This is a genomic window from Chryseobacterium sp. 14P4.3.2 (assembly GCF_057799275.1).
Genome location: NZ_JBYOKO010000004.1, coordinates 96,164 through 118,875, shown reverse-complemented (window position 1 = coordinate 118,875; position 22,712 = coordinate 96,164). Strand labels below are relative to the sequence as shown.

19 protein-coding genes and 2 riboswitches are annotated in these 22,712 nt (G+C 37.1%); of the genes, 8 read left to right on the top strand and 11 right to left on the bottom strand.

Annotation, left to right across the window (positions count from 1 at the left end; all coding sequences use genetic code 11):
- Positions 1-45: 45 nt before the first annotated feature.
- From AC27VX_RS08275 to AC27VX_RS08265, 3 genes are all read right to left on the bottom strand, one after another.
- Positions 46-1,170 (bottom strand): T9SS type A sorting domain-containing protein, encoded by a 1,125-nt coding sequence (locus AC27VX_RS08275; RefSeq protein WP_488694992.1) that lies wholly within the window; start codon positions 1,168-1,170, stop codon positions 46-48.
- 7 nt (positions 1,171-1,177) lie between these two features.
- Positions 1,178-2,458, bottom strand: coding sequence for a T9SS type A sorting domain-containing protein (locus AC27VX_RS08270; protein ID WP_488694990.1), 1,281 nt, complete (start codon positions 2,456-2,458; stop codon positions 1,178-1,180).
- A 103-nt stretch (positions 2,459-2,561) separates the two neighbouring features.
- Positions 2,562-2,751, bottom strand: a riboswitch (cobalamin riboswitch).
- A 304-nt stretch (positions 2,752-3,055) separates the two neighbouring features.
- Positions 3,056-4,159 (bottom strand): T9SS type A sorting domain-containing protein, encoded by a 1,104-nt coding sequence (locus AC27VX_RS08265; protein ID WP_488694988.1) that lies wholly within the window; start codon positions 4,157-4,159, stop codon positions 3,056-3,058.
- Positions 4,160-4,222: 63 nt separating this feature from the next.
- A riboswitch (cobalamin riboswitch) is annotated at positions 4,223-4,414 on the bottom strand.
- Between the two features lie 260 nt (positions 4,415-4,674).
- Here AC27VX_RS08265 and AC27VX_RS08260 point away from each other — a divergent pair.
- A complete protein-coding gene (locus AC27VX_RS08260) occupies positions 4,675-5,937 on the top strand; it encodes an esterase-like activity of phytase family protein (RefSeq protein WP_488694986.1) in 1,263 nt (420 codons plus the stop codon).
- Between the two features lie 158 nt (positions 5,938-6,095).
- Here AC27VX_RS08260 and tpiA read toward each other — a convergent pair whose 3' ends face one another.
- The 5 genes from tpiA to AC27VX_RS08235 all read right to left on the bottom strand — a co-directional run bounded on the left by tpiA (position 6,096) and on the right by AC27VX_RS08235 (position 9,426).
- Entirely contained in the window at positions 6,096-6,854 is a 759-nt protein-coding gene (tpiA, locus tag AC27VX_RS08255; RefSeq protein WP_488694984.1) for a triose-phosphate isomerase, read from the bottom strand.
- A 12-nt stretch (positions 6,855-6,866) separates the two neighbouring features.
- Positions 6,867-7,271: a hypothetical protein gene (locus AC27VX_RS08250; RefSeq protein WP_488694982.1), complete on the bottom strand. Its 405-nt coding sequence runs from the start codon at positions 7,269-7,271 to the stop codon at positions 6,867-6,869.
- A gap of 24 nt (positions 7,272-7,295) precedes the next feature.
- Positions 7,296-7,646, bottom strand: coding sequence for a tellurite resistance TerB family protein (locus AC27VX_RS08245; RefSeq protein WP_236858042.1), 351 nt, complete (start codon positions 7,644-7,646; stop codon positions 7,296-7,298).
- Positions 7,647-7,748: 102 nt separating this feature from the next.
- A complete protein-coding gene (locus AC27VX_RS08240) occupies positions 7,749-8,858 on the bottom strand; it encodes a BT_3928 family protein (RefSeq protein ID WP_488694979.1) in 1,110 nt (369 codons plus the stop codon).
- Between the two features lies 1 nt (position 8,859).
- Positions 8,860-9,426: a DUF1599 domain-containing protein gene (locus AC27VX_RS08235; protein WP_236858044.1), complete on the bottom strand. Its 567-nt coding sequence runs from the start codon at positions 9,424-9,426 to the stop codon at positions 8,860-8,862.
- Between the two features lie 332 nt (positions 9,427-9,758).
- Here AC27VX_RS08235 and folP point away from each other — a divergent pair, with 332 nt between their 5' ends.
- The 7 genes from folP to ilvA all read left to right on the top strand — a co-directional run bounded on the left by folP (position 9,759) and on the right by ilvA (position 18,275).
- Complete coding sequence (folP, locus tag AC27VX_RS08230; RefSeq protein ID WP_488695220.1) at positions 9,759-10,610, top strand: dihydropteroate synthase; 852 nt, start codon at positions 9,759-9,761, stop codon at positions 10,608-10,610.
- Between the two features lie 358 nt (positions 10,611-10,968).
- Entirely contained in the window at positions 10,969-11,841 is an 873-nt protein-coding gene (gene ilvE, locus AC27VX_RS08225) for a branched-chain-amino-acid transaminase (protein ID WP_488694977.1), read from the top strand.
- Positions 11,842-12,202: 361 nt separating this feature from the next.
- Positions 12,203-13,882 (top strand): dihydroxy-acid dehydratase, encoded by a 1,680-nt coding sequence (gene ilvD, locus AC27VX_RS08220; RefSeq protein WP_488694975.1) that lies wholly within the window; start codon positions 12,203-12,205, stop codon positions 13,880-13,882.
- Positions 13,883-13,892: 10 nt separating this feature from the next.
- Complete coding sequence (gene ilvB / locus AC27VX_RS08215) at positions 13,893-15,614, top strand: biosynthetic-type acetolactate synthase large subunit (protein ID WP_488694973.1); 1,722 nt, start codon at positions 13,893-13,895, stop codon at positions 15,612-15,614.
- A gap of 17 nt (positions 15,615-15,631) precedes the next feature.
- Positions 15,632-15,913 carry an ACT domain-containing protein gene (locus AC27VX_RS08210; protein WP_236858049.1) on the top strand — a complete coding sequence of 94 codons (282 nt, stop codon included), beginning with the start codon at positions 15,632-15,634 and terminating at the stop codon, positions 15,911-15,913.
- A 41-nt stretch (positions 15,914-15,954) separates the two neighbouring features.
- The gene (gene ilvC / locus AC27VX_RS08205) at positions 15,955-17,001 is read left to right on the top strand and encodes a ketol-acid reductoisomerase (RefSeq protein ID WP_236858050.1); all 1,047 of its coding nucleotides are present in this window, start codon (positions 15,955-15,957) and stop codon (positions 16,999-17,001) included.
- A 14-nt stretch (positions 17,002-17,015) separates the two neighbouring features.
- Positions 17,016-18,275, top strand: a complete 1,260-nt coding sequence (ilvA, locus tag AC27VX_RS08200) for a threonine ammonia-lyase IlvA (RefSeq protein WP_488694970.1) — start codon at positions 17,016-17,018, stop codon at positions 18,273-18,275.
- A 60-nt stretch (positions 18,276-18,335) separates the two neighbouring features.
- Here ilvA and AC27VX_RS08195 read toward each other — a convergent pair whose 3' ends face one another.
- The 3 genes from AC27VX_RS08195 to AC27VX_RS08185 form a co-directional block, all read right to left on the bottom strand.
- Positions 18,336-19,805 (bottom strand): M20/M25/M40 family metallo-hydrolase, encoded by a 1,470-nt coding sequence (locus AC27VX_RS08195; RefSeq protein WP_236858052.1) that lies wholly within the window; start codon positions 19,803-19,805, stop codon positions 18,336-18,338.
- A gap of 8 nt (positions 19,806-19,813) precedes the next feature.
- Positions 19,814-20,050, bottom strand: coding sequence for a hypothetical protein (locus AC27VX_RS08190; RefSeq protein ID WP_236858053.1), 237 nt, complete (start codon positions 20,048-20,050; stop codon positions 19,814-19,816).
- 68 nt (positions 20,051-20,118) lie between these two features.
- A complete protein-coding gene (locus tag AC27VX_RS08185) occupies positions 20,119-22,443 on the bottom strand; it encodes a hypothetical protein (protein ID WP_488694968.1) in 2,325 nt (774 codons plus the stop codon).
- Positions 22,444-22,712: the final 269 nt, after the last annotated feature.

Sequence of the window (22,712 nt, the reverse complement as noted above, 5' to 3'; positions counted from 1 at the left end):
GAATAAAAAAATCGTGTATTTAGGGTTGAAAAAATATTCTTTTTTCTATTTCTTAACCATTTTATGGAGTACTGAATTGCTTAAGGTTTTAATCTCAACAAAATAAACCCCTGAACTTAAAGACTGAATATTGATCTTAGTTGCCTGCGCTGTCATTACTTTCTGACCCGATGCAGAATAGATATTTACTTCCTTCACATTTTCAGGACTGTCAATCTGAATGAAGTCACTTGCCGGATTAGGGTAAATGCTTAAAATTTTCTTATTGACAGTAGAAACACCCAGTGTTGCATTAGATGCTTCAGTAGGAGTAAAAGGTCTTCTTTGTCCGAAACTTAATCCAAGCCATTTGTTATTGGTTAATTGAATTTGTGAAAGCTCGGACTGTGTCTGCCAGCTTGAGATATCATTTCCCTTATACAATTTCCAGCTGTTTGATCCGGAAGTGTTTCCAGTGAGATTATTCAGTGAAAGACCGGAAACTTGGTTGTTGGTTGAGGTAAAGGTAAAATAAGAAGCTTGTGACTGAATCAACTGCAAAGCCTGTTCAGCAGTAATCGTTCCATTGTATTGAATTCCAAAGACAAATGAATTAGCATTTCCATTAGAATTATCAGTTCCGAAATCTATAACAACTAAGCTTTTATTAGATCCGGTGCCAATCCAGTTGGTAATTTGAGAGGAATCGTACCATAAAGAACTGTATGCAGGAATTGGCGTAGCAGGTGCTTGTGCTGTAGGATTGCTGAATCCATAAGATGCACCGTACCACTGGCCGTTTAATATCGTTCCATTGTTCATCCATCCTACTGAAGACCAGCTGTTCGTATCATTACCACGCCATAAACTCCACCAGTCCGGTGTTGATTGTTGAGAATGGTCATTAAAACTAACCTTATCAAGAAACCCGTTATTAAACGTTAAAATATAATCAAAAGCAGGTTCTGCACTTTTGATCATCTGAAGCATTTGAGGCCCGGTTATATTCTGCCCCGGATTAAATCTTACTCCCCAGACGTAAGATCGGTCATCAGTTCCATCTTTGAAATCTGCTACAAAATAGGCAGTTTGAGAACCTGTTCCCACGAAAAATTTTACATCATTTGCAGTAAACTGCGCAAGGCACAGTCCCACAATAAGTGTACATAAAAGACTTAATAATTTTTGCATTGAAGAATTATTTAATGATTAGTTTTTCAGTGAAATTATTATTCTTATCTGTGATTTTTACAATATAATTGCCTTTAGATAGAGTACTTACATCAATACCGTTTTGAGTATACTGCGTGTTGATGATCATTCTTCCGGCAGTATCATAAATCTGAATATTTCCGGTATTTAAACCTTGTACAAAGAATTTGTCACTTGCAGGATTCGGATATAATGACAATTTAGAAGCTTTTGTATTTTCAGCTGTAGAAAGAGATGGTGATGCACTATTATAAGCAATGATTTGATTAGGAAGCAGACTCACTGTAAAAGTATTTTCTAAGGTTCCCTGCAAATCATAAGTGTAAATTTTTCCCGGTGCAACATATCCCTTAGGGTCAGCAACATAAATTTTATTATTAACAATATTAAACCCATAGGCCGTACCATAACTATTTATAGGAATAGGTGCACTTGCAATTGCATTTGTTGAAAAAGAAGGAGCCGCAATAGATGTTTTATAAATTGACGCATCTTTCATATAATAAATATTCGTACCGTCTGTATCCATATAAGCTGGTTTTGTCCCTGCAGGAAGTGCTGTGCTGGAAACGATACTTTGGCTTGTTGTATTGTAAACCGTAAAAGTTCCAAAAGAATTAGGAGTATAAGGATTTCCGGAACTCATGATGTAAAGAAGGTTGTTTTTTTCAAAAATACTGTGTGGAAAATCTCCTACATTTACTTCTGAGATAACCGAATTGGTAGAAGTATTGATAACATCCATATACTGATTGATTCCAAAACCTCCCTTTAATAAAACATAAAGCTTATCGTCTTTACTGTAAATTTTTTCAGGTCCCGACCCTACAGCAATATTTGCTTCATGAGAATACGTGTTGAGATTGTAAACCGCTACATAATTATTGACAGAACCTGTTCCTCCCCAGTTGGTTACATAGAATTTATCTCCGCTAAAAGCAATGTATCTTGGATTGTCCAGGTTGTTTGAAATCGTGGTAATCAAAGAAAAGTCAGATTTGTTGATGACCTTTATTTGGTTGGAAATGTTTAAAACCACAAAAATTTTGTCACCAAAAATTTTAATGTCTTGTGCGGTATCGCCCAGTGTTGCATTATTGTTATTGATTTTAAAATAGTTGTTGGTCACAACCGATTGATTGGAGATCAGCGATATTTCAGCATTATTGCTTCCGGCACCGCCTTCGTTGAGTACCAGGACCCCTTCAGTTTGCGCATTTGCAAAAGAGAGTACAAACGCAAGAATAAGAAAATAGATTTTCTTCATGATATAATTAAATTAAAGTTTTATTCCCGAAACCTCACCACAGGACAAAACATTCATGAAAAAATCTGTTTAGATTTTTCTTTCACAAACTTTTATTCCCGAAAGTTGAAATTAATTTAAGGCAGGTCTCCTGGCTTACATCTTATAGCCGCCTTCCCGGATTTTTATCCAGTGGTATTAAAGGCTATAAGTAGATTAGTTTACAGTTGCGGGAACAGCTCAGGATTCGAATATTTATTCTCACCTGATTCCCTATTAATGAACAATGTTCAACCTTAAAAACGCTGCAAATATATCATATAAATTAATAGGTGTTTTTTTGTGAATTGTACCTGATTTCAAGTCTTTTATGGAATTTAATAAATTATTCAAAAAGATATTTTATCAAATTGATAAGTAATCTACCTTTATTGTTGGTTTTTCAGAATTAAAATTAGGAGCTTTATAGTTTATATTGAATTCATTTTACAATTTCGGTCGTTAAAATGGAATCCCGTGACGAAAAAAGACCTTCTCAAAAATTGAGAAAGTCTCGTGTTTTGACACCACTGCACTTAAAAAAAGTTACCAGTCGTGGCCGGGAAAATATTTTTTTTCCTATTTCTTTACTATCTTATGAATGGTTGAATTGGCAGAAGTTTTTATCTCAACAAAATAAACTCCTGAACTCAAAGACCGGATATTAATCTTTGTTGCTTGGGAAGTTAATACTTTCTGCCCTGTAGCAGAATAGATATTCACTTCCTTCACATTCTCAGGACTATCAATTTGAATGAAGTCACTTGCCGGATTAGGATAGATACCGAATTTTTTCTTATTGACGCTGGAAACACCCAATGTAGAAAATGATTCTGCCGGAGTAATTGGTCTTCTTTGTCCGAAACTTAAACCTAGCCAGTCATTGTTATTCAGCTGAATTTGAGATAAATTGGTTTTTGCCTGCCAGCTTGAAAGGTCATTTCCTTTATATAATTTCCAGCTGTTTGGTGCGGAAGGGTTTCCGGTGAAGTTATTCAGTGAAAGACTGGAAACCTGATTACTGGTAGATGTAAAACTGAAATAAGAAGTCTGTGACTGAATTAACTGTAAAGCCTGCTCCGCAGTTATTGTTCCGTTATATTGAATTCCGAATACAAAAGAGTCAGCATTTCCGTTTGTGCTATCTGTCCCAAAGTCAATTACTACCAGACTTTTATTACTTCCGGTTCCTATCCAGTTGGTAATCTGAGAAGAACTGTACCACTTTGAACTGTAGGCAGGGACAGGAGCGGAAGGCTTGGAAGGCGGATCAAAACCATAGGAGATTCCATACCATTTTCCGTCAATCAAAAGGTCATTATTTACTCCGTTATTGAATGATAAATTTTCTGAGGTTAATCCTGACCAGGTAGACCAATAATCATCAAGACTTGGTGTATGATGATTGTAGTTTAAACTGTAAAGAAACCCGGAAGGAATTTCAACCTCTATCTTAGGCTCTACATTAGCAATAGCATTGATAAGGTCTTCCATTGTTAAGTCATTAGAATCAAAACGATATCCCCATGCATAAGACGTAGGAGTATTGTTATCATTAAAATCAGCAATGAAATAAGCTTTTTTGGAACCGGTTCCTATCCAGAATTTAATGTCACTTTCTGTAAATTGGGCCGACATGGACTGCATGATAAGCAGTAAGAAAAAAAAATAGATTTTTCTCATGATATAATTAAATTAAAGTTTTATTCCCGAAACTTACCTTCAGCAGAAAAATAATTTCTTGTCTGAAGATGATACTTTAAGGCAGGTCTCCTGGCTTACATCTTATTAGCCGCCTTCCCGGACTTCTTATCCAGTGGCATTATGTGCTATAAGTTGAATAGTTTACAGTTGCGGGTACAGCTCAGGATTCGAATATTTATTCTCACCTGATTCCCTATTAATGAACAGTGTTCAACCCTAAAAGTCCGCAAATATATCATATAAATATTTAGGCTGTGTTTTGTGAATTATCTTTGCTTTAACAGGTTTTTTCATGGTAAATAAGTTTTCTAAAAGCTTGTTTTTATTAAATTAACAATCCATTATATGAGTTCGTTGGATTTTTAGAATTAAAATCAAAATTTTTATTGTTTATACTGAATTCATTTTGAAGGATCTATTGTTAAACTACAATTATCATTAGATTCAAGATCAGTTTATAATCAATTTATACTTTCGCAGCCATACAATAGAATATGAAAAAATTACTATTATCTGCTTTGATGCTTACAGCGCTGGCATCATGTAAGGATGATGATTCTGTAAACAATCAGGATATTAATTATTCCAAGCTTCCTCAGGAATTTCCTTTTTCTAAATTAGCTACAATCAGTGGAGTAGACGTCATCAACGGAGGATTTGGCTCCGGAGCTGCTGCTCACCCCACCAGAAAAGGCGAGTTTTACGTCATTACAGACCGTGGCCCGAATACGGACTACCTTATTGGTAAAAAATTTCTGACACCTGGCTTTACACCTACCATTATGCATTTTAAAATTAATGCCGAAGGTAACGTAGAGGTAATCAAATATATTAAGCTTAAAAATCCATCCGGACAGCTTATTACAGGACTGCCGAACCCTGTAGGAATGGGCAGTACGGGTGAAGTGGCTTACGATGCCTCCGGAAATGTTTTAGGAACAGATAAATACGGATTGGATAGTGAAAGTATTGTAGCTGCAGTAGATGGTACATTCTGGGTGTCAGACGAATATGGCCCTCATATTGTACATTATAGTGCTGATGGAGTAGAGCTGGAAAGGATAAGCCCGATCGGAGTGAACACCGGAACAAGGAAATTACCTGCCGTTTTAGCCAAAAGAAGAGCAAACAGAGGGATGGAAGGACTATGCATCACTCCCGATGGTAAAACTTTGGTAGGTACTATACAGTCTATGATGTTTGTGCCAAGTAAAACGCTGGCAACCAATACAACTTTAACGAGGATTGTGACTTTTGATATTGCCACAGGACAGACCAAACAGTTTTTATATAAACAGGATGGTGGAGCTTCCGACTCAGTTTGTGATATCACAGCATTGAGCAATACAGAGTTTTTAGTCATCGAAAGAGACGGTAATTTTGGATCTCAGGGAGGGATTAAAAAAGTGTATAGAATTAATTTAGCAAACGCTAGTGATGTCAACGGAGCTGATATTTCAGCTGTAGACGGAATGAAAGTGAATGGTAAAGCCCTGGAGCAATGTTCATGGGATGAAATAACTAACGCAGGAATAAAAGCTGTTTCCAAATCATTAGCTGTAAATCTGGTTACCAAACTGGGGTATGAGCATGATAAATTTGAAGGAATTGTTTATTTAGGAAACAATAAGCTGGCTGTTTTTAATGATGATGATTTCGGAGTAGTGGATGATGGAAATGGAAATCCCAAAGCGAAAATTCTGCCTAAAACAGGAAAGGTGGACAAAGGAACAATGTATGTAGTCGATATTCAATAATTAGATTTTTTTAAAGAAAACGGCGGAATCGAAGATTCCGCCGTTTTTATTTGTATGATTCTAAGGTATTTAATCTTTCAATAGGAACGGGCTTTAGCCCGTTTAATACATAAAAGAAATAATGCCATTGGCTTTAGCCAAAACATAGCCTCTCAATATTAATTAAATCCCTCAATAATCTTAGAGAAATCTTCTAATTTTAAAGCTGCTCCTCCGATAAGACCACCGTCAATATCAGGTTGAGAGAAAATTTCCTTTGCATTGTCCGGCTTTACAGAACCACCATAAAGGATAGAAACCTCATCAGCAACTTCCTGTCCATATTTGGAAGCAATAATATTTCTGATGTGAGCATGGATTTCCTGAGCCTGTGCAGGAGTTGCAGTTTCTCCTGTTCCGATAGCCCATACAGGTTCGTAAGCGATTACTACCTTTTTGATTTCATCAGCAGAAAGGGTGAAAAGAGCAACTTCAGTTTGGTTTTTTACTACTTCAAGATGCTGCCCCGCTTTTCTCTGATCAAGAGTTTCTCCGTTACAGTAGATAGGAGTAAGGCCTTTATCCAATGCTAATTTGATTTTTTTGTTGCAGTGGGAATCAGTTTCTCCGTGGTATTGTCTTCTTTCAGAGTGACCGATCAATGATCCGGTTGCATCGATAGATTCAAGCATATCAGCAGAAATTTCACCCGTATAAGCACCACTTTCATGCTCGCTCATATCCTGAGAAAATACTCCGATTTCATCCTTTTCAAAGATGTCTTTAGCCATCATTAAATATAAAGATGGTGGAGCAATCCAAACCTCACAGTTTGTTGCATTGTTGTTTTTATAACTTAGTAATTGGATCATCAATTGTTGAGCATCAATTACATTCTTGTTCATTTTCCAGTTACCTGCAACTATCTTTCTTCTCATAATTATTTTTATTTAATCTTCTTTTATTTTCGTATCAGTAAAAATATAGGTATTGTCTTTGCTACCCATCAGTTCAATAGAGTGAAACTTAACGTCACCATTATTCAATACTTCATAGTTATAAATATCTGTAACCTTATCTACATTGTGAAGTTCATAATATTTACCGTCTTTGGTCCACCAGCTGCCATTTTCAGTTTGCTGAGATACAGAGCCGTCTTCATTAATGGCAACAAACATTAATATGCTTTTACCTTTCTCCAGTCTGCATGATACCCAGTATTTTGAAATCCCTTCAACCTGCTGGTTGACTTCTGATCCTTTATAGCATCCCATTATTTTGGGATCATATTCTTTCTTTTGAGCTGTTAGCCCTGCTGTTATAGCCAACAGAGATAAAACAAATAATTTCTTCATGGTTTTTTTACGTTAGATTGATATTTATGATAATCCCCACAAGTTTTTCAGCAGAACATAAAATGTATGTTCCTCATCCGTCACTTTATGGTCAGCTTTGATTAATGATTTGGCAAACTTTGCAAATTTTATACGCTCGTTTTCTGTAGAATCATCGTGGAAGCATCTCCCATGAAATTCAAAGTGGTCTTTCCATTCTTCAGGTTGTAAGAGAGCAAGTGTTTCAAGTTCATTATCAAGGTTCATTCGGAATGGAAATTCATCCGCCAGATATTGCTGTACAAGCATTCCTTCTTCAGGAGCAAACTCTCCGTCTACAGAAGAAAGAATCATTAGTAAGTGGTAGCCGGCGATAGATTTATTTGATTTTTGCATGAGCTGTTTTATGTTTAAGATTAGTGTTTAAAGTTGATAGTTGAGTATCCTGTACCTGCTTTGATCTTTCCTCAATTATCAATTATTAATTTTCATTTATAATTATTCAACGTAGTCTTTTGCAGGCTGTTTGTCTATAATTTTCCCTTTTTCAAGGATGAGTACAAATGGATTGCTTCTTGCAATGGTTTTGATGGCAGTGCCATCCATCATTGCATTTTTAATTGTTTTAAAAGTATTCGGATCAGTAGAAATACCATAGATAAGAGCTCCTTTCTGAGCATTAACTTTAGCTTCCACTTTTTTCAGAAGATCAGCAGACACCTCTTTTGGATGATATGAGAATACCAAAACTGCTTTTGGAGCATTGATGATCTCCTCTGTAATCTCCATCCCTGAAGCATCTTCAATTTTGAATTTTACGATCTCAGATTTATATCCTTCCTTGATCAGGACAGATTCATTTTTCCCCTCTTCAATCTTCCATGGAGTCCCTTCTTTCCAGTATTTTGTTTCCTTAATATAGTCGTCCTGGTTTACTTTCACAACTTCTCCTGTTTTCTGATTTTTTAAAGAATAAAAAGTCTTGTATTCAGAAGGATTTTTGTTTATTTTTTCTTTTTCTCCTTTAATATCCGTCCCTATTTTATAATCACGGAAATCAATAAGCGGTTCATGCATAATTCCCTGAGCCATAATGTAGATCATAACCAATGAAAAAGCTCCTAAAATATAATATTTGAACTTATTCGAAGACTCTTTTCTGGTAGCTCCATACTCATCTCTTACCACAAATTCTTTTTTATACAGAACAAACAAAATAATAAGTCCCACCAAAAGAACAACGTCCTTAATGAAACTCTGCCAAGGCGTAAACTTTATAGCATCACCAAAGCATCCACAGTCTGTTACCACATTGAAGTAAGCAGAATAGAAGGTAAGGAACCCAAAGAACACACAAAGGGCTATCATTAATGATAAGGTAAATTTAAGCTTTATTTTCAGCAGAAGCATAAATCCCAGGAAAAGCTCCAGTACAACCACTATAATTGAAAACAGCAGTGCAAATTTTTCAAAAAACGGCATATTGAAAACAGGAGGTGCGAAATATTCTTCCATTTTGAAAGAAAATCCTACCAGATCCACAGCTTTTACAAAGCCGGAAAGGATAAAAATAACAGCAATAATAAAGCGTAATAAACCTTTGATCATGTTAAATAGTTTTGGGTTGGAATTGATTATCTTTTTCAGAGAACTTAATCAGACAGAAAACAGCATAGTTCAGCATGTCAAAATAATTGGCATCAAGACCTTCGGAAACAATAGTTTGCCCCTGATTGTCTTCAATCTGCTTCGTTCTTAATACTTTTTGATAAATAAGATCAGTGATCGAAGAAATTCTCATATCTCTCCATGCTTCACCGTAGTCATGATTTTTTCTTTCCATTAAAGCCTTAGCTTCATGGGCATACTTGTCATAAAGACTTAATATTTCTTCTTTATTTTCATTAAAATCATTGGAAAGCCCCTTTTCAAGCTGGATAAGCCCAATGATAGAATAGTTGACAATTGCGATAAATTCATCTTCCTCACTCTCATCTACCATCTTTTTATCGGTCATCTGAAGCGTACGGATTCTATTGACTTTAATGTAAATCTGATCCGTAATGGAACTTGGTCTTAAAACCCTCCAGGCTGCACCGTAATCCTGTAACTTTTTACCGAAAAGATCACGACACTCACTGATAACTTTCTCGAATTGTACTGACGTTTTTAGCATAAACTTTCTTAATCTTCCAAATATACGAATTCGGTTTTAAATTTTTAAGCTGAAACCAGAGACTTTAAAAGGATTATGGTTGTAGAGGTAATGACCGATAAGTTCTGAGATGCGGGGTTAGCTTCCCAGATTTTAAAATTGTGAATTACTGTTTACGCAGTTCTTATCTCATATCTCTTTGCCCAGTTTCCTCAATAATCTATTTTAAATACATGACACATAAATACACCAATACACAGCGCAAATTCTTAATTTTGTACTATCAATTATCAATTATCAATTATCAATTATCAATTATCAATTATCAATTATCAATTATCAATTATCAATTTATGTCTTCCAACTCCCAAATTCACTCTCTCAATTGCAACGGCCGTTTAGTACAGCTTGATACTCCAAAGATTATGGGAATCCTCAACCTTACACCCGATTCTTTTTCTGATGGGGGGAAGTTCAATAATGAAAGCTCAGCATTGAAACAAGCGGAAAAATTATTGAAAGACGGTGCCGAAATTATCGATATTGGCCCCCAGTCTACACGTCCCAATGCAGAATTTCTGAGCAGTGGAGAAGAGGTCGGCAGGATTGGAAATATGATTTCTCAGATTAAAAAAGAATTTCCGGACGTATTGGTTTCTCTTGATACATTTTATGCTGAGACCGTAAAGTTTGGATTTAACGAGGGAATTGATATCATTAATGATATTTCTGGCGGTCAGTATGATGATAAAATGTTTGATACAGTGGCAGAAACAAAGCTGCCTTATATTCTTATGCATATCAACCCTTCTTACGAAACCATGCATCATAAAATCCGGTTTGAAGACATCACCCTTGAGGTCAATCGATATTTCTCTGAAAAGGTTAATATACTGCTGAAAAAAGGAGCGAATGATATCATTCTTGATCCCGGTTTTGGCTTTGGAAAAACAGTGGAAGATCAGATGAAAATGATTAACGAAGTTGAATATCTTGGATTTGGAAGACTTCCTTTACTGATAGGAATTTCTAGAAAATCTTTTATCTATAAACCTCTCGGAAAATCCCCTCTGGATATCAACGATGAAACCCAGAAACTTCACCTGAAAGTACTGGAGCAGGGAGCCAAAATTCTGAGGGTTCACGATGTAGCAGAAGCAAAGAAAACTCTGATAGAATTTTGCGAAAAAAATAAAAAGTGTTAAAAAAAATTGTGAGTATTTAAAAAGTTTATACATTTGTAACATGAATTTTACGAATCAGAAAAATAGTATTGTCATTTCTATTATTGCTGTTGTCATTGATAACAGTAGGGAAACGGCATTTTAAAATAGATTTTTAATTTAAATTATATACAAGCCGTTTCATATTTGAAACGGCTTTTTTTGTTTTTAATTTTTTATTTGTACAGAATATGTATCAGTTACTAAACGTAATTATTATCGTCATTATTATTCCCTTGCGTCTGTGAGAAGGATAGTGTATGATCATACCTATATTGAGCCCTCTCACACTGTGAGAGGGCTTTTTTTATTCCTTATTGTTAAATTTTAACCCCATAATATGTACTACAACGACAACACTGTCATCTATTTTGACGGAAATTTCATGAAAGCCAGTGAGGCAGGAACAGATCTCTACGGACAATCACTTCACTATGGATATTCTGTTTTTGAAGGTATTAAATCCTATTCTACAGAACACGGAACCAGAATATTTAAAGCAGAAGAACACTATGAAAGACTTAAAAGATCAGCAGAGCTGATGCATATTCCGTTCAATTATTCCGTAGAACAGCTTACTGAGCTTACTTATGAACTGTTAGACCGCAACGGTTTCACAGACGCTTACATCCGCCCGTTAGTAACTTGTTCCCCGAATATGTCCCTTTCAAAAGGAAAAAAATCTTACCTCTCCCTCTTAGCCTGGGAATGGAGTAACGGATATCTGGCTGATAAGATGAAAATCATGACTTCAGAGTTTCAGCGGCCCAATCCTAAGGCTTTTAAGATAGAAGCTAAAGTGGGAGGACATTACGTAAACTCTATTCTGGCCTGTCAGGATGCAAAAGATAAAGGCTATGATGAGGCTCTTGTATTGGATGAAAACGGGTATGTAGCTGAAAGCTCCGGAGCCAATGTATTCTACGAAAAAGACGGAGTACTCTTTACACCTGCAAAAGGAAGTATTCTTCCCGGGATTACGAGACAGACGGTCTTTGAAATCTGTGATGAATTAGATATTCCTGTTCAGGAAAAGTTCTTTACATCCGAAGAAATGCAGGGAGCTGATGCGGGGTTTTTCTGTGGAACAGCTGCCGAAATTGTTGCATTAGACTCACTGGATGATATTCCCTTTACCAGAAACTGGGAAGATACAGTAAGTAACAAAGTACAGCAGGCTTATTCAAAACTGGTAAGAGTTCTGTCATTGTAAATTTTTAAAATATAAATATTTAATTATCAGATTGATAGGTTCGTTTTTCAAATGATTGAGTATTGTAGTTTTCAGAAGATTTGAAAATGAAAAGATATTGCAAACTGTAGCTTTGGACCAAAATTAAGTAAAAACTTCATTTATGAATTTCGTAAAAGTTAAAATTTTTGGTTCCATAGGGAGGAATGGGAAACTGAATACAGAGAAGGGATGAGATTGCCAAAAGATCTGATAAACTGGGAATGCATATCATTGAAGTGATTCAGATCCAGCAGACAAGATGTTCAGCCTTCGAGGGAATAAAAAGATAAGATAAAAAGAGCCGGATTTTAAAGAAATAAAAAAGAAATAGCAGCATAATATGTTAAATAAATATTCAAAAACATTCACTCAGAATAGTGAACAGCCCGCCGCCAAAGCCATGCTTTACGGAATAGGTTTTACAGAAGAAGATATGCATAAGGCTCAGATCGGTATTGCCAGTATGGGCTATGACGGGAACACCTGTAATATGCACCTTAATGATCTTGCGAAAATGGTAAAAAAGGGAACATGGGAACATGGATTGGCAGGGTTAATATTCAATACCATTGGAGTGAGTGACGGAATGAGCAATGGAACAGACGGAATGCGTTATTCACTCGTAAGCCGCGATGTAATTGCCGACAGTATTGAAGCCATCTGCGGAGCACAGTATTATGACGGATTGATTGCGCTGCCAGGTTGTGATAAAAATATGCCGGGAACCATTATGGCTATGGGAAGACTGAACAGACCTTCTATTATGGTGTATGGCGGAACTATAGCTCCCGGATGCTATAAAGGAGAACAACTGAATATCGTTTCTGCTTTTGAAGCCTTAGGAAAAAAAATAGCAGGAGAAATTTCCGAAGAAGACTTTAATGGAGTTATTAAAAACTCATGTCCCGGTGCCGGAGCCTGTGGCGGAATGTACACAGCCAATACAATGGCTTCAGCAATAGAAGCATTGGGAATGAGTCTTCCTTATTCATCTTCCAATCCGGCTTTAAGCAAAGAAAAACACGAAGAATGCCGGGAGGTCGGGAAATACCTGAAAACATTGTTGGAAAAAGATATCAAACCATCTGATATCATGACCCGCAAAGCTTTTGAAAATGCACTTCGTATGATTGTTATTCTTGGAGGCAGTACCAATGCGGTGTTACATTTTATAGCGATGGCAAAAAGTGTGGGAGTACCATTGGATCAGGATGATTTTCAAAAAATGAGCGACTGTACGCCTGTTTTAGCCGACCTGAAACCAAGTGGGAAATATCTTATGCAGGATCTTTATGAACACGGAGGTGTACCGGCGGTCATGAAATACCTTTTAAAAGAAGGACTGTTACATGGTGATTGTTTGACCGTTACCGGAAAAACATTAGCTGAAAATCTTGAAAACATTCCGGATCTGGATTTTAATAAACAGAAGATCATAAGACCTCTTTCAAAACCTGTAAAAGAAACCGGGCATTTAAGAATACTCTATGGTAACCTCGCTGAAAAGGGAAGTGTGGCCAAGATCACAGGAAAAGAAGGGGAACGCTTTGTAGGAAAAGCCAGGGTATTTGACGGTGAGAAAAACCTCATCAGAGGAATTCAGGATGGAACAGTGCAGCATGGAGACGTTATTGTCATCAGAAATGAAGGCCCCAAAGGAGCCCCCGGAATGCCGGAAATGCTAAAACCAACCAGCGCTTTGATTGGTGCAGGGCTGGGAAGCAGTGTTGCTTTGATTACAGATGGCAGATTCAGCGGAGGGACACATGGTTTTGTAGTGGGACACATTACACCGGAAGCCTACGAAGGAGGCCTGATTGCCTTTGTAGAAAATAACGATCTGATCGAAATAGATGCAGTCAACAATACGATACAGCTCAAAGTTTCAGAAGAAGAAATTGAAAGAAGAAAACAGGGATGGCAAAAACCTTCCCTTAAAGTAAAGAAAGGACTGCTTTACAAATATGCATTAACTGTATCATCAGCTGCTGAAGGCTGTGTAACGGATGAAATCTCATAATCACAATATCATGGAGAATTTAAATAAATCTGCCAACACAGAAATGAGCGGAAGCAGGATCATACTGGAAGCATTTTTGCAGGAAGGCGTAAAAACAGTTTTTGGATATCCGGGAGGTGCCATTATTCCCATTTACGATGCACTTTATGACTATCATGGAAAACTGGAGCATATTCTGGTGCGCCATGAGCAGGCAGCTGTACATGCAGCGCAGGGATTGGCAAGAGTATCAGGAGAAGTAGGAGTGGTATTGGCTACCAGCGGGCCCGGAGCCACAAATCTTGTCACAGGATTAGCAGATGCTTTATTGGATAATACTCCTTTGGTATGTGTTACAGGTCAGGTTTTTGAGCATCTTTTAGGAACAGATGCTTTTCAGGAAATTGATGTGATGAATGTGACGAGCCCTGTTACCAAATGGAATTATCAGGTGACAGACGCTAATGAACTTCCTGAAGTACTGGCTAAGGCTTTCTATATCGCAAAATCAGGGCGTCCGGGTCCAGTACTGGTTGATGTAACTAAAAATGCCCAGTTGCAGCATATCCTATACAAAGGATATTCTCCATGCCAGTCAATAAGAAGCTATAAACCCGATCCTGCTCCCTGCACAGAAAGTATAGAAAAAGCAGCAAACCTCATTAATCATGCAGAAAAGCCCTTTGTTATTGCCGGGCAGGGAATTATGCTGGGGAAAGCAGAAAAAGAATTTTTGCAGTTTGCAGAAAAGTCAGGAATTCCAGTGGCATGGACGGTTTTAGGAATGAGTGCTATTCCCACTGATCATCCACAGTCGGTAGGGATGGTAGGGATGCACGGAAATTATGGTCCCAATGTGCTTACCAATGAATGTGATGTCCTTATTGCAGTAGGAATGCGCTTTGATGACAGGGTTACAGGAAGATTGGACCAGTATGCAAAACAGGCAAAGATCATTCATCTGGATATTGACAAAGCAGAAATTGATAAAAATGTAAAAGCAGATGTACCGGTATTGGGAAACTGCAGGCAAACCCTGCCGCTTCTTACGGCTTTGATCAGAGAAAGAAAGCATTCCGAATGGCATCAGAAGTTCAAATACTGTTTTGAAATTGAAGATACCAGCCTGATCAGTAAAGAATTATATCCCTTAGAAGGAGAGATTACGATGGGAGAGGTAATCCGTTGCCTCAATGAGATGACCGCAGGCGAAGCGGTGATTGTTACAGATGTAGGACAGCACCAGATGTCTGCCTGCAGATATTCTCGCTTTAAACATTCCAGAACCAATATTACAAGTGGAGGATTGGGTACAATGGGATTCTGTCTTCCCGCAGCAATAGGTGCGGCATATGGAGAAAAGAACCGTCCCGTCATTGCTATTATGGGAGATGGGGGAGCGCAGATGAATATTCAGGAGTTGGGAACTATCATGCAGTACCGCCCCGATGTTAAAATCTTAATTCTTAATAACTGCTATCTGGGAATGGTAAGACAGTGGCAGGAACTCTTTCATGAAGAAAGATATTCGTCTGTAGATATTCAGAGTCCGGATTTTGTACAGGTGGCAAAAGGATACAGCATTGAAGGAAATAAGGTTTCCCAGAGAAAAGACCTGGAAAATGCCCTTCAGAAAATGCTTGCTCATAAGGGAGCTTTCCTTCTGGAGGTGATGACAGGAAAAGAACATAATATATTTCCGATGATCCCACAGGGGAAAAGTGTTTCAGAAATTGTACTGGTTAATAAATAGATTAAAAAAAGAAAAAGATGAGAACAGAAAATAAAGAATATACCATCACGGCATATACAGAAGATTACCTGGGGTTGATCAGCAGGATCAATGCTATTTTTTCAAGAAGGAGAATCTCCATGGTGAACTTTAATGTGGGACCGTCTGACACAGAGCAGGTCAAAAAGTTTGTAATTGTGATAAGAGAAACAGAAGAATCAGTTCAGAAGATTACCAGACAGATGGAAAAACAGGTGGATGTATTGGAAGTTCATTATCATAAAAATCCACATTTCACGGCAATAGAATGTGCCAGCTAAGAATACAATAAATAAAATACATAATAAATAAAAATAAGAAAATGGCAAAATTGAATTTTGGAGGAGTTGAAGAAAACGTAGTAACAAGAGCAGAGTTCCCATTGGAAAAAGCTCAGGAAGTATTAAAAAATGAGGTAGTAGCCGTTATCGGATATGGAGTTCAGGGGCCGGGGCAGGCTCTTAATCAGAAAGATAACGGGATTAATGTAATTGTAGGACAGAGGAAGAACTCTAAATCCTGGGATAAGGCAGTGGCAGACGGTTTTGTTCCCGGTGAAACACTATTTGAAATTGAAGAAGCACTGGAAAAAGGAACAGTCATTTGCTATCTTTTAAGTGATGCAGCCCAGATTGAATATTGGCCTAAAGTGAAACAGCATCTTACCCCCGGAAAAGCATTGTATTTCTCCCATGGTTTTGGGATTACATTTAATGAGCGTACAGGAATTGTTCCCCCTGCAGACGTGGATGTGTTTTTAGTAGCTCCCAAAGGATCAGGAACTTCATTGAGAAGAATGTTTCTTCAGAACAGAGGACTGAACAGCAGTTTTGCAGTCTATCAGGATGCTACAGGAAAAGCAAGAGATAGAGTAAGCGCACTTGGAATTGCAATAGGCAGCGGCTATTTATTTGAAACCGATTTTAAAAAAGAAGTATACAGTGACCTTGCCGGAGAACGTGGAACTCTCATGGGGGCAGTACAGGGAATATTTGCTGCACAATATGATGTATTGAGAAAAAACGGACACAGCCCTTCTGAAGCTTTTAACGAAACCGTTGAAGAGCTTACGCAGTCCCTTATGCCATTAGTTGCTGAAAACGGAATGGATTGGATGTACGCCAACTGCAGTACAACAGCCCAAAGAGGAGCACTGGACTGGTGGAAACGCTTCCGAGATGTTACCTCTCCTTTATTTGAAGAGTTGTATGATAATGTAGCAAAAGGGAACGAAGCCCAGCGTTCCATAGACAGTAACAGCAAACCGGATTACAGAGAAAAGCTGGAAGTAGAATTGACTGAATTGAGAGACAGCGAAATGTGGAAAGCAGGAAAGACCGTACGAAGTCTCAGACCCGAAAATAATTAATCCACCTTAAAAAGATGAAAATAGAAACATATTCCTCTATGTTGGAGAATGTCTGTAAAGCAGAGGAAAGACTTAGAAATGTAGTTGTAAAAACCCCTTTAGCTGCCAACAATAACCTTTCCTTCATTTATGAAGCGAAAATAAATTTTAAAAGAGAAGATCTCCAGCAGGTAAGATCCTACAAAATAAGAGGTGCTTATAATAAGATGGCTTCAATATCTTCTGAAAGTCTTGCGAAAGGAGTCGTTTGTGCCAGTGCGGGAAATCATGCTCAGGGAGTAGCTTTTGCATGCAGCACAATGAAAGTGAAAGGAACTATTTTCATGCCTCTGCCTACTCCCGGGCAAAAACTGGAGCAGGTAAAAATGTTTGGTGGAGATTATATTAACATTGTTCTTTACGGAGATACTTTTGATGAAGCAAAAGATGCAGCGATGCGATTTTGCAGTGAAAAAAACAGCGTATTCATTCATCCGTTTGATGATCTTGCCATTATTGAAGGGCAGGCCACAGTAGGAATAGAAATTCTGGAACAGACAAAAGAACCTGTAGATTATATTTTCGTTCCTATTGGCGGAGGCGGGCTGGCTGCGGGAATCTGCTCAGTATTTCAGATTTTGTCACCACAAACTAAAATTATAGGCGTAGAACCTTCAGCTGCTGCAAGTATGAAAAAGGCAATGGAGAAAGGGAAACCTGTACTTCTTGACAAAATAAGCAGATTTGTAGACGGTGCGGCAGTACAGCAGGTGGGGGAGATAACTTTTGAGCTTTGCAAAAATGTACTTTCAGATATAGTAACTGTAGATGAAGGGCTCGTATGTGAAACCATTCTTTCATTATATAATAAAGATGCGATAGTCGTAGAACCTGCTGGTGCTTTATCAATAGCTGCTTTGGAAAAATATAAAGAGGAAATAAAAGGAAAAAATGTAGTATGTATCATAAGCGGAAGCAATAATGATATTACCCGGATGGAGGAGATTAAAGAAAAGGCCCTGTTGCATGCCGGCCTGAAACATTATTTCCTGGTGAGATTTCCGCAGCGTCCCGGTGCTTTGAAAACCTTTGTAATGGATGTTCTGGGGCCTGATGATGATATTACCTATTTTGAATATACCCAAAAGAATTCAAAAGAAAAAGGAATAGCAGTCGTAGGTATTGCATTGAAACAAAACCTGGACTTTACTCCGTTGATTGATAAAATGAAAAAGTATGATTTTTTTGTCAATTATCTCAACAATGATCCGTCTTTAATGAATTTACTTATTTAAATTTAATTCAGGCATTTTAAGATGAAAAAAGCTTCACAATTTGTGAAGCTTTTTTATTATTTATCTTTCAAGTGTAAAATTCGGAATGATTTTCGGACGCTCAGTTTCATTAGCTGCTTTCCAGGATGTTCTGTACATCCATTCTGTCATTTTATAAAGCTTTTTGTAATTGATGTTTTCAGATTCATCCTGTGGTGTATGGTATTGGTCATGCAATACGCTGGTGAAGAATATAGAAGGAATCCCGATTTTAGCATAAGGAAGATGATCACTTCTGAAGTAGAAATATTCCGCATGGCTGGGAGAGTCCCAGTCTTTCAGATATTTAAATTTTGTACTTTCATTATTGGCATCTTCAGCCATTTTCACAAGCTCTTCAGAGTTTTTGTGTGGAGTATTTCCTCCCAGTAAAGCCGCTTCATTATTATCATTTCTACCGATCATATCCCCATTCAAAACAGCTACAATATTTTCTTTCGGAACAACAGGATGTGCTGCGTGCCATCTGGAACCCAGTAAACCTCTTTCTTCAGCACCATGAAAAACAAATAAAATACTTCTTTTTCCAGGCTGTTTTTTATAAGCTCTTGCCATAGCGAGCATTGCGACACACGTGCTGGCATTATCATCAGCACCGTTATAGATGGTATCATTCTTTACAGGATGTCTTATCCCGTCATGATCCTGGTGTCCGCTTAATAAAACATATTCCTTTTTAAGAACAGGATCTGTACCCTCTATTTTTCCGATAATGTTCACAGAAGGGTATTTGTAGCTTTCTGTAATCAGGTTCAAAGAAACTTTAGGATTGTTTTTTACCCAGCCTGCATTTTCTCTTTTGATCCAAAGTACAGGAAGATTATTAGTGATCTTTTCTCGTAAACCTTCCACGCCATAGCTGCCTCTTGTCATTTGAGGAAGTATTTCTACCCAGCTTTTTTCAGAAATATCATCCGTAATGAAGATGATTGCTTTGGCACCCAGCTCAGAAGCTTTATTATAATATTTTGTTCTTACAAATCCCGGATATCTTCTTACAAAAAGAGTCATGTCCTTCGAAATGTTTTTATCAGAAGCATTTACAGCAAGAACTTTTCCTTTGATATTCAACTTAGAAAGATCTTCAGGTTCAGTAGTTCCGGCATAGATAATTTCCGAATCTATAGAAGCATTTACAGGTTCCGCAACAAGGAAGTCTTTCCATAATTTCAGATTCTGATCACCAATTTTCAGACTGCTTTGAGGTATGATCTGATGTCTGTACATATCAAAAAACTGGAAAAACGTTCCGTTATCTCCGGCAGGTTTCATTCCCGCTTCCTTAGCTTTATCAGCAAGCCACATGGATACCTTCAGCTCGTCCAGCGTTCCTGCTTCACGGCCCCAGAAAGAATCTGCTGCTAGTTGGTACATATCTGTACGAAGGTCAGACTCTTTGATCGCGGAAACCAATGGTTTTTTATAATTTTGAGCATTTCCGAGCGTAAATAAGAAAAGGCTCAGCAGAGAAAAAACATAATTTTTATTCATTGAAAATTTTAATTGAAGTTAGCCAATTTCTCTGAAAACTGTTTTGAAAATTCCTTTCTGTCTTCTTCCAGTTTTTCCGGGTTGGAAGGTAAAACATAATTAAAAAGGATCTTATCTTCATGATCTAAAAAGATGATTTCCTTTTCATTTCCATCGATCATCTGTGAGAAAATTTCCCACATCGGAGTGTCTTTTAATCTTAATAATTCAAAAAACTGTTCTGCTTTGATTTCGATTTTCTGCATATTCTTTTTAATATATATATTGTCGTTGAATGCTATTTTAAAACTAAAGATTTGTCTTCACCCGAACATTAAAATTCCAAAAACTTCAGCTTAAACTGAATGGCAAAGTTCTGCTTGAAATTAGGAGTTGCATAATAGCCTACTCTGTAGAATAATCCCAGATTAAAATAGCTGGACAGGAAATTGTTCCATTCCAAACCTACTTCCTGATACAGATGATCAAGTTTTCTGAATTTAAACTGATGATATTCCGGGTGCTTCATATCTCCGATAGTTCCCCTGAATACAAAATCAAAACTTGAAACATTGTGTCCAAAGCTTTTAAAATATAAGGGAAGTTTGTGAGTGAAATAATAGGCTATAAATTTGTCATTATAATATTTACCGCCCTCCAGCGTTGCAAAACCAAGATAAGAGGTAAGGTTAAAATTAAAGTCTTTGCCAGGAGAAGCAAGTCCGTTCATGGTAAAGTTTTTCCAGATTGGAGCCTGGCCTAAAACAGCCCCTCCATATAACCTGAAACCGGTAGTTCCGATTGGCGTTTTGAAATTATGAACAAAAAGGACATCAAAACGGGAATAATTAAAATCTCCGACAAGCATTTTATAACTCTGCTCATAATTAAAATAAAGCTCAGGATATTTCTGATCGATCAGAGATTTTCCCTGTGGAGTCATAATATTGGTGGAATTCGGAGAATATTTTAACGTAAATAATGTGTTAAAATTTTTATAGGAAGTACCTCGGTCTCTGAACTGGTAGTCGAACTCAGCCTCTTCAATATTTCTTCTTGCTGCAAAGGCTAAGGTCAGACCATTCGTTACATCATTCATATAAGATAATGAGGCCCCTTTGAAGTGGAAATACCGGTCATTGTTCAGGTTATTACCGAAATTCATCATTCTCATTTTAAAATTCCACAGCTTTCTGTTGAATTCTCCCGAAGCCGTTACATCATCATACAATTCAAATCTGAAGATTGAATTTTTTTCCAAGGTTGTTTTCACATCCAGCCCCATTCCATACTTCCATCTTCTATCTTTCACACCATAGGCAAAATAATAATCCGGAGAAAAATAGGGATTGAAATTTTCATTGATTTTTGCCTTTAATCCTAGTCTGAACCCTTCATAAGAGTTGTAATTCACAATTTCATCTACAGCAAAGTCTACAGAGCGTACTCTGATCTGCCCGTTCAGTAATCCGGATAAGATCTGGGCCTTACTGTCTATATTATACTTTTTTCCTAAACTGTCTATTGTTTTATAGGTATTTTGCTCTCTGCTGGTAAGAGGATCAGTTCTGTATTTATCCAGAGAATGCCCGTCAATACTTTTTACTGAGAAGGTATACCCTTTAAAGTCTTTAGCCTTTTCTTCAATAGGGGATTCAAAATCAAAATATTTAGATGTCAGAAAGGCATAGGTGCCAAAGCTGTTTTTATCTTTTTTGTTGAGCCGGTCTTTATCGCCCATGGCCATTTTACCCATCTTAAGCTTTGCTTTTTCGTGAGCAAGGAACCATTTGTTATTGTAGAATACCCAGGTGCTGGTAATAATCCCGTCGTTCTTATTTTTGCTGAAGTTTTCTATTTTTTTGATTCCGTAGGTTTCCGTATCTACATAGATGGCTCCATTGTATTTTCTTTTTCTGTCAGGATTCTTATAATTCACTTCGCGGAAGCGGATTACGAAGTTTTTTCTTCCGTCCAGCTCAATAGTATCAGACAGAAAAAATCTGTAAAGTCCTCTGTTTTCCGGTTTTACCTGTTCAGGAACTACATCTCTGTTACTTTGCTGAAGGGCAATCATCTCATAAATAGGCTGTCTCAGACCTGAGATCCTGTTATCCAGAATATTAATCTTTTCACCATACTTTCTGGAGTACAGAAACTCCTGCGCTCTTTCCCAAAGGAAAAGTTTACTCTTTGAAAATATCCTTCTTGCGGTAATATTATTAAGAGAGTCTTTTTCTCTTTTTTTCTTAAAAAGATTTAAGTCATTGAAATACTCCTGAAACTGAGAGATGCTGTCCTCATCAATATCCAGGGAAATTTTTTCATAAGATTTATAGGCATAGGAACCTAAACTTTTTGGAGAATTATCATTGAATAGTTTGTTTACTTTTTTTAAAATTTCCAAAGCTCTGGGGTCACTTTTATCCTCAATGACTATTGCTTCAATAGCGGTTGTTATTGAAGTTTTTTTGACGAGCGCTACTTCCATGCTGCTTTCCGGTGCAACGGTTTCTTTCTGATAAGAGTCAGCGTCAATCTCTATGGTTTTGCACCCTGTTTTAAATTCCAAAATACCCTGTTCATTGGTATAGCCGATAACCTTGTTGTCACAGGAAATTTTGGCATTAGATACAGGTTTTTGACTGGTGTCATCCACAACTTTTATTTTTGATTGTGAAAACCCCAAAAAACAGATCAGAAAAAATAATAACAGTAAACCCCTTTTCATGTAAAAAAACTAGTTCAAAATTAATAATATTTATTGTGTTGGAAAAGTTTTTAACAGAGTATAACATTGATTTAATCTAATCTTCTAATGTGAGATTGTAATGATGCATTAAAGTTAATATAGCCTTGAAGAATATCTAGATAGTCTTTCTGTATTTAGAGCAGATTTTGAATAAAAAAACTCCCAAATAGATTATA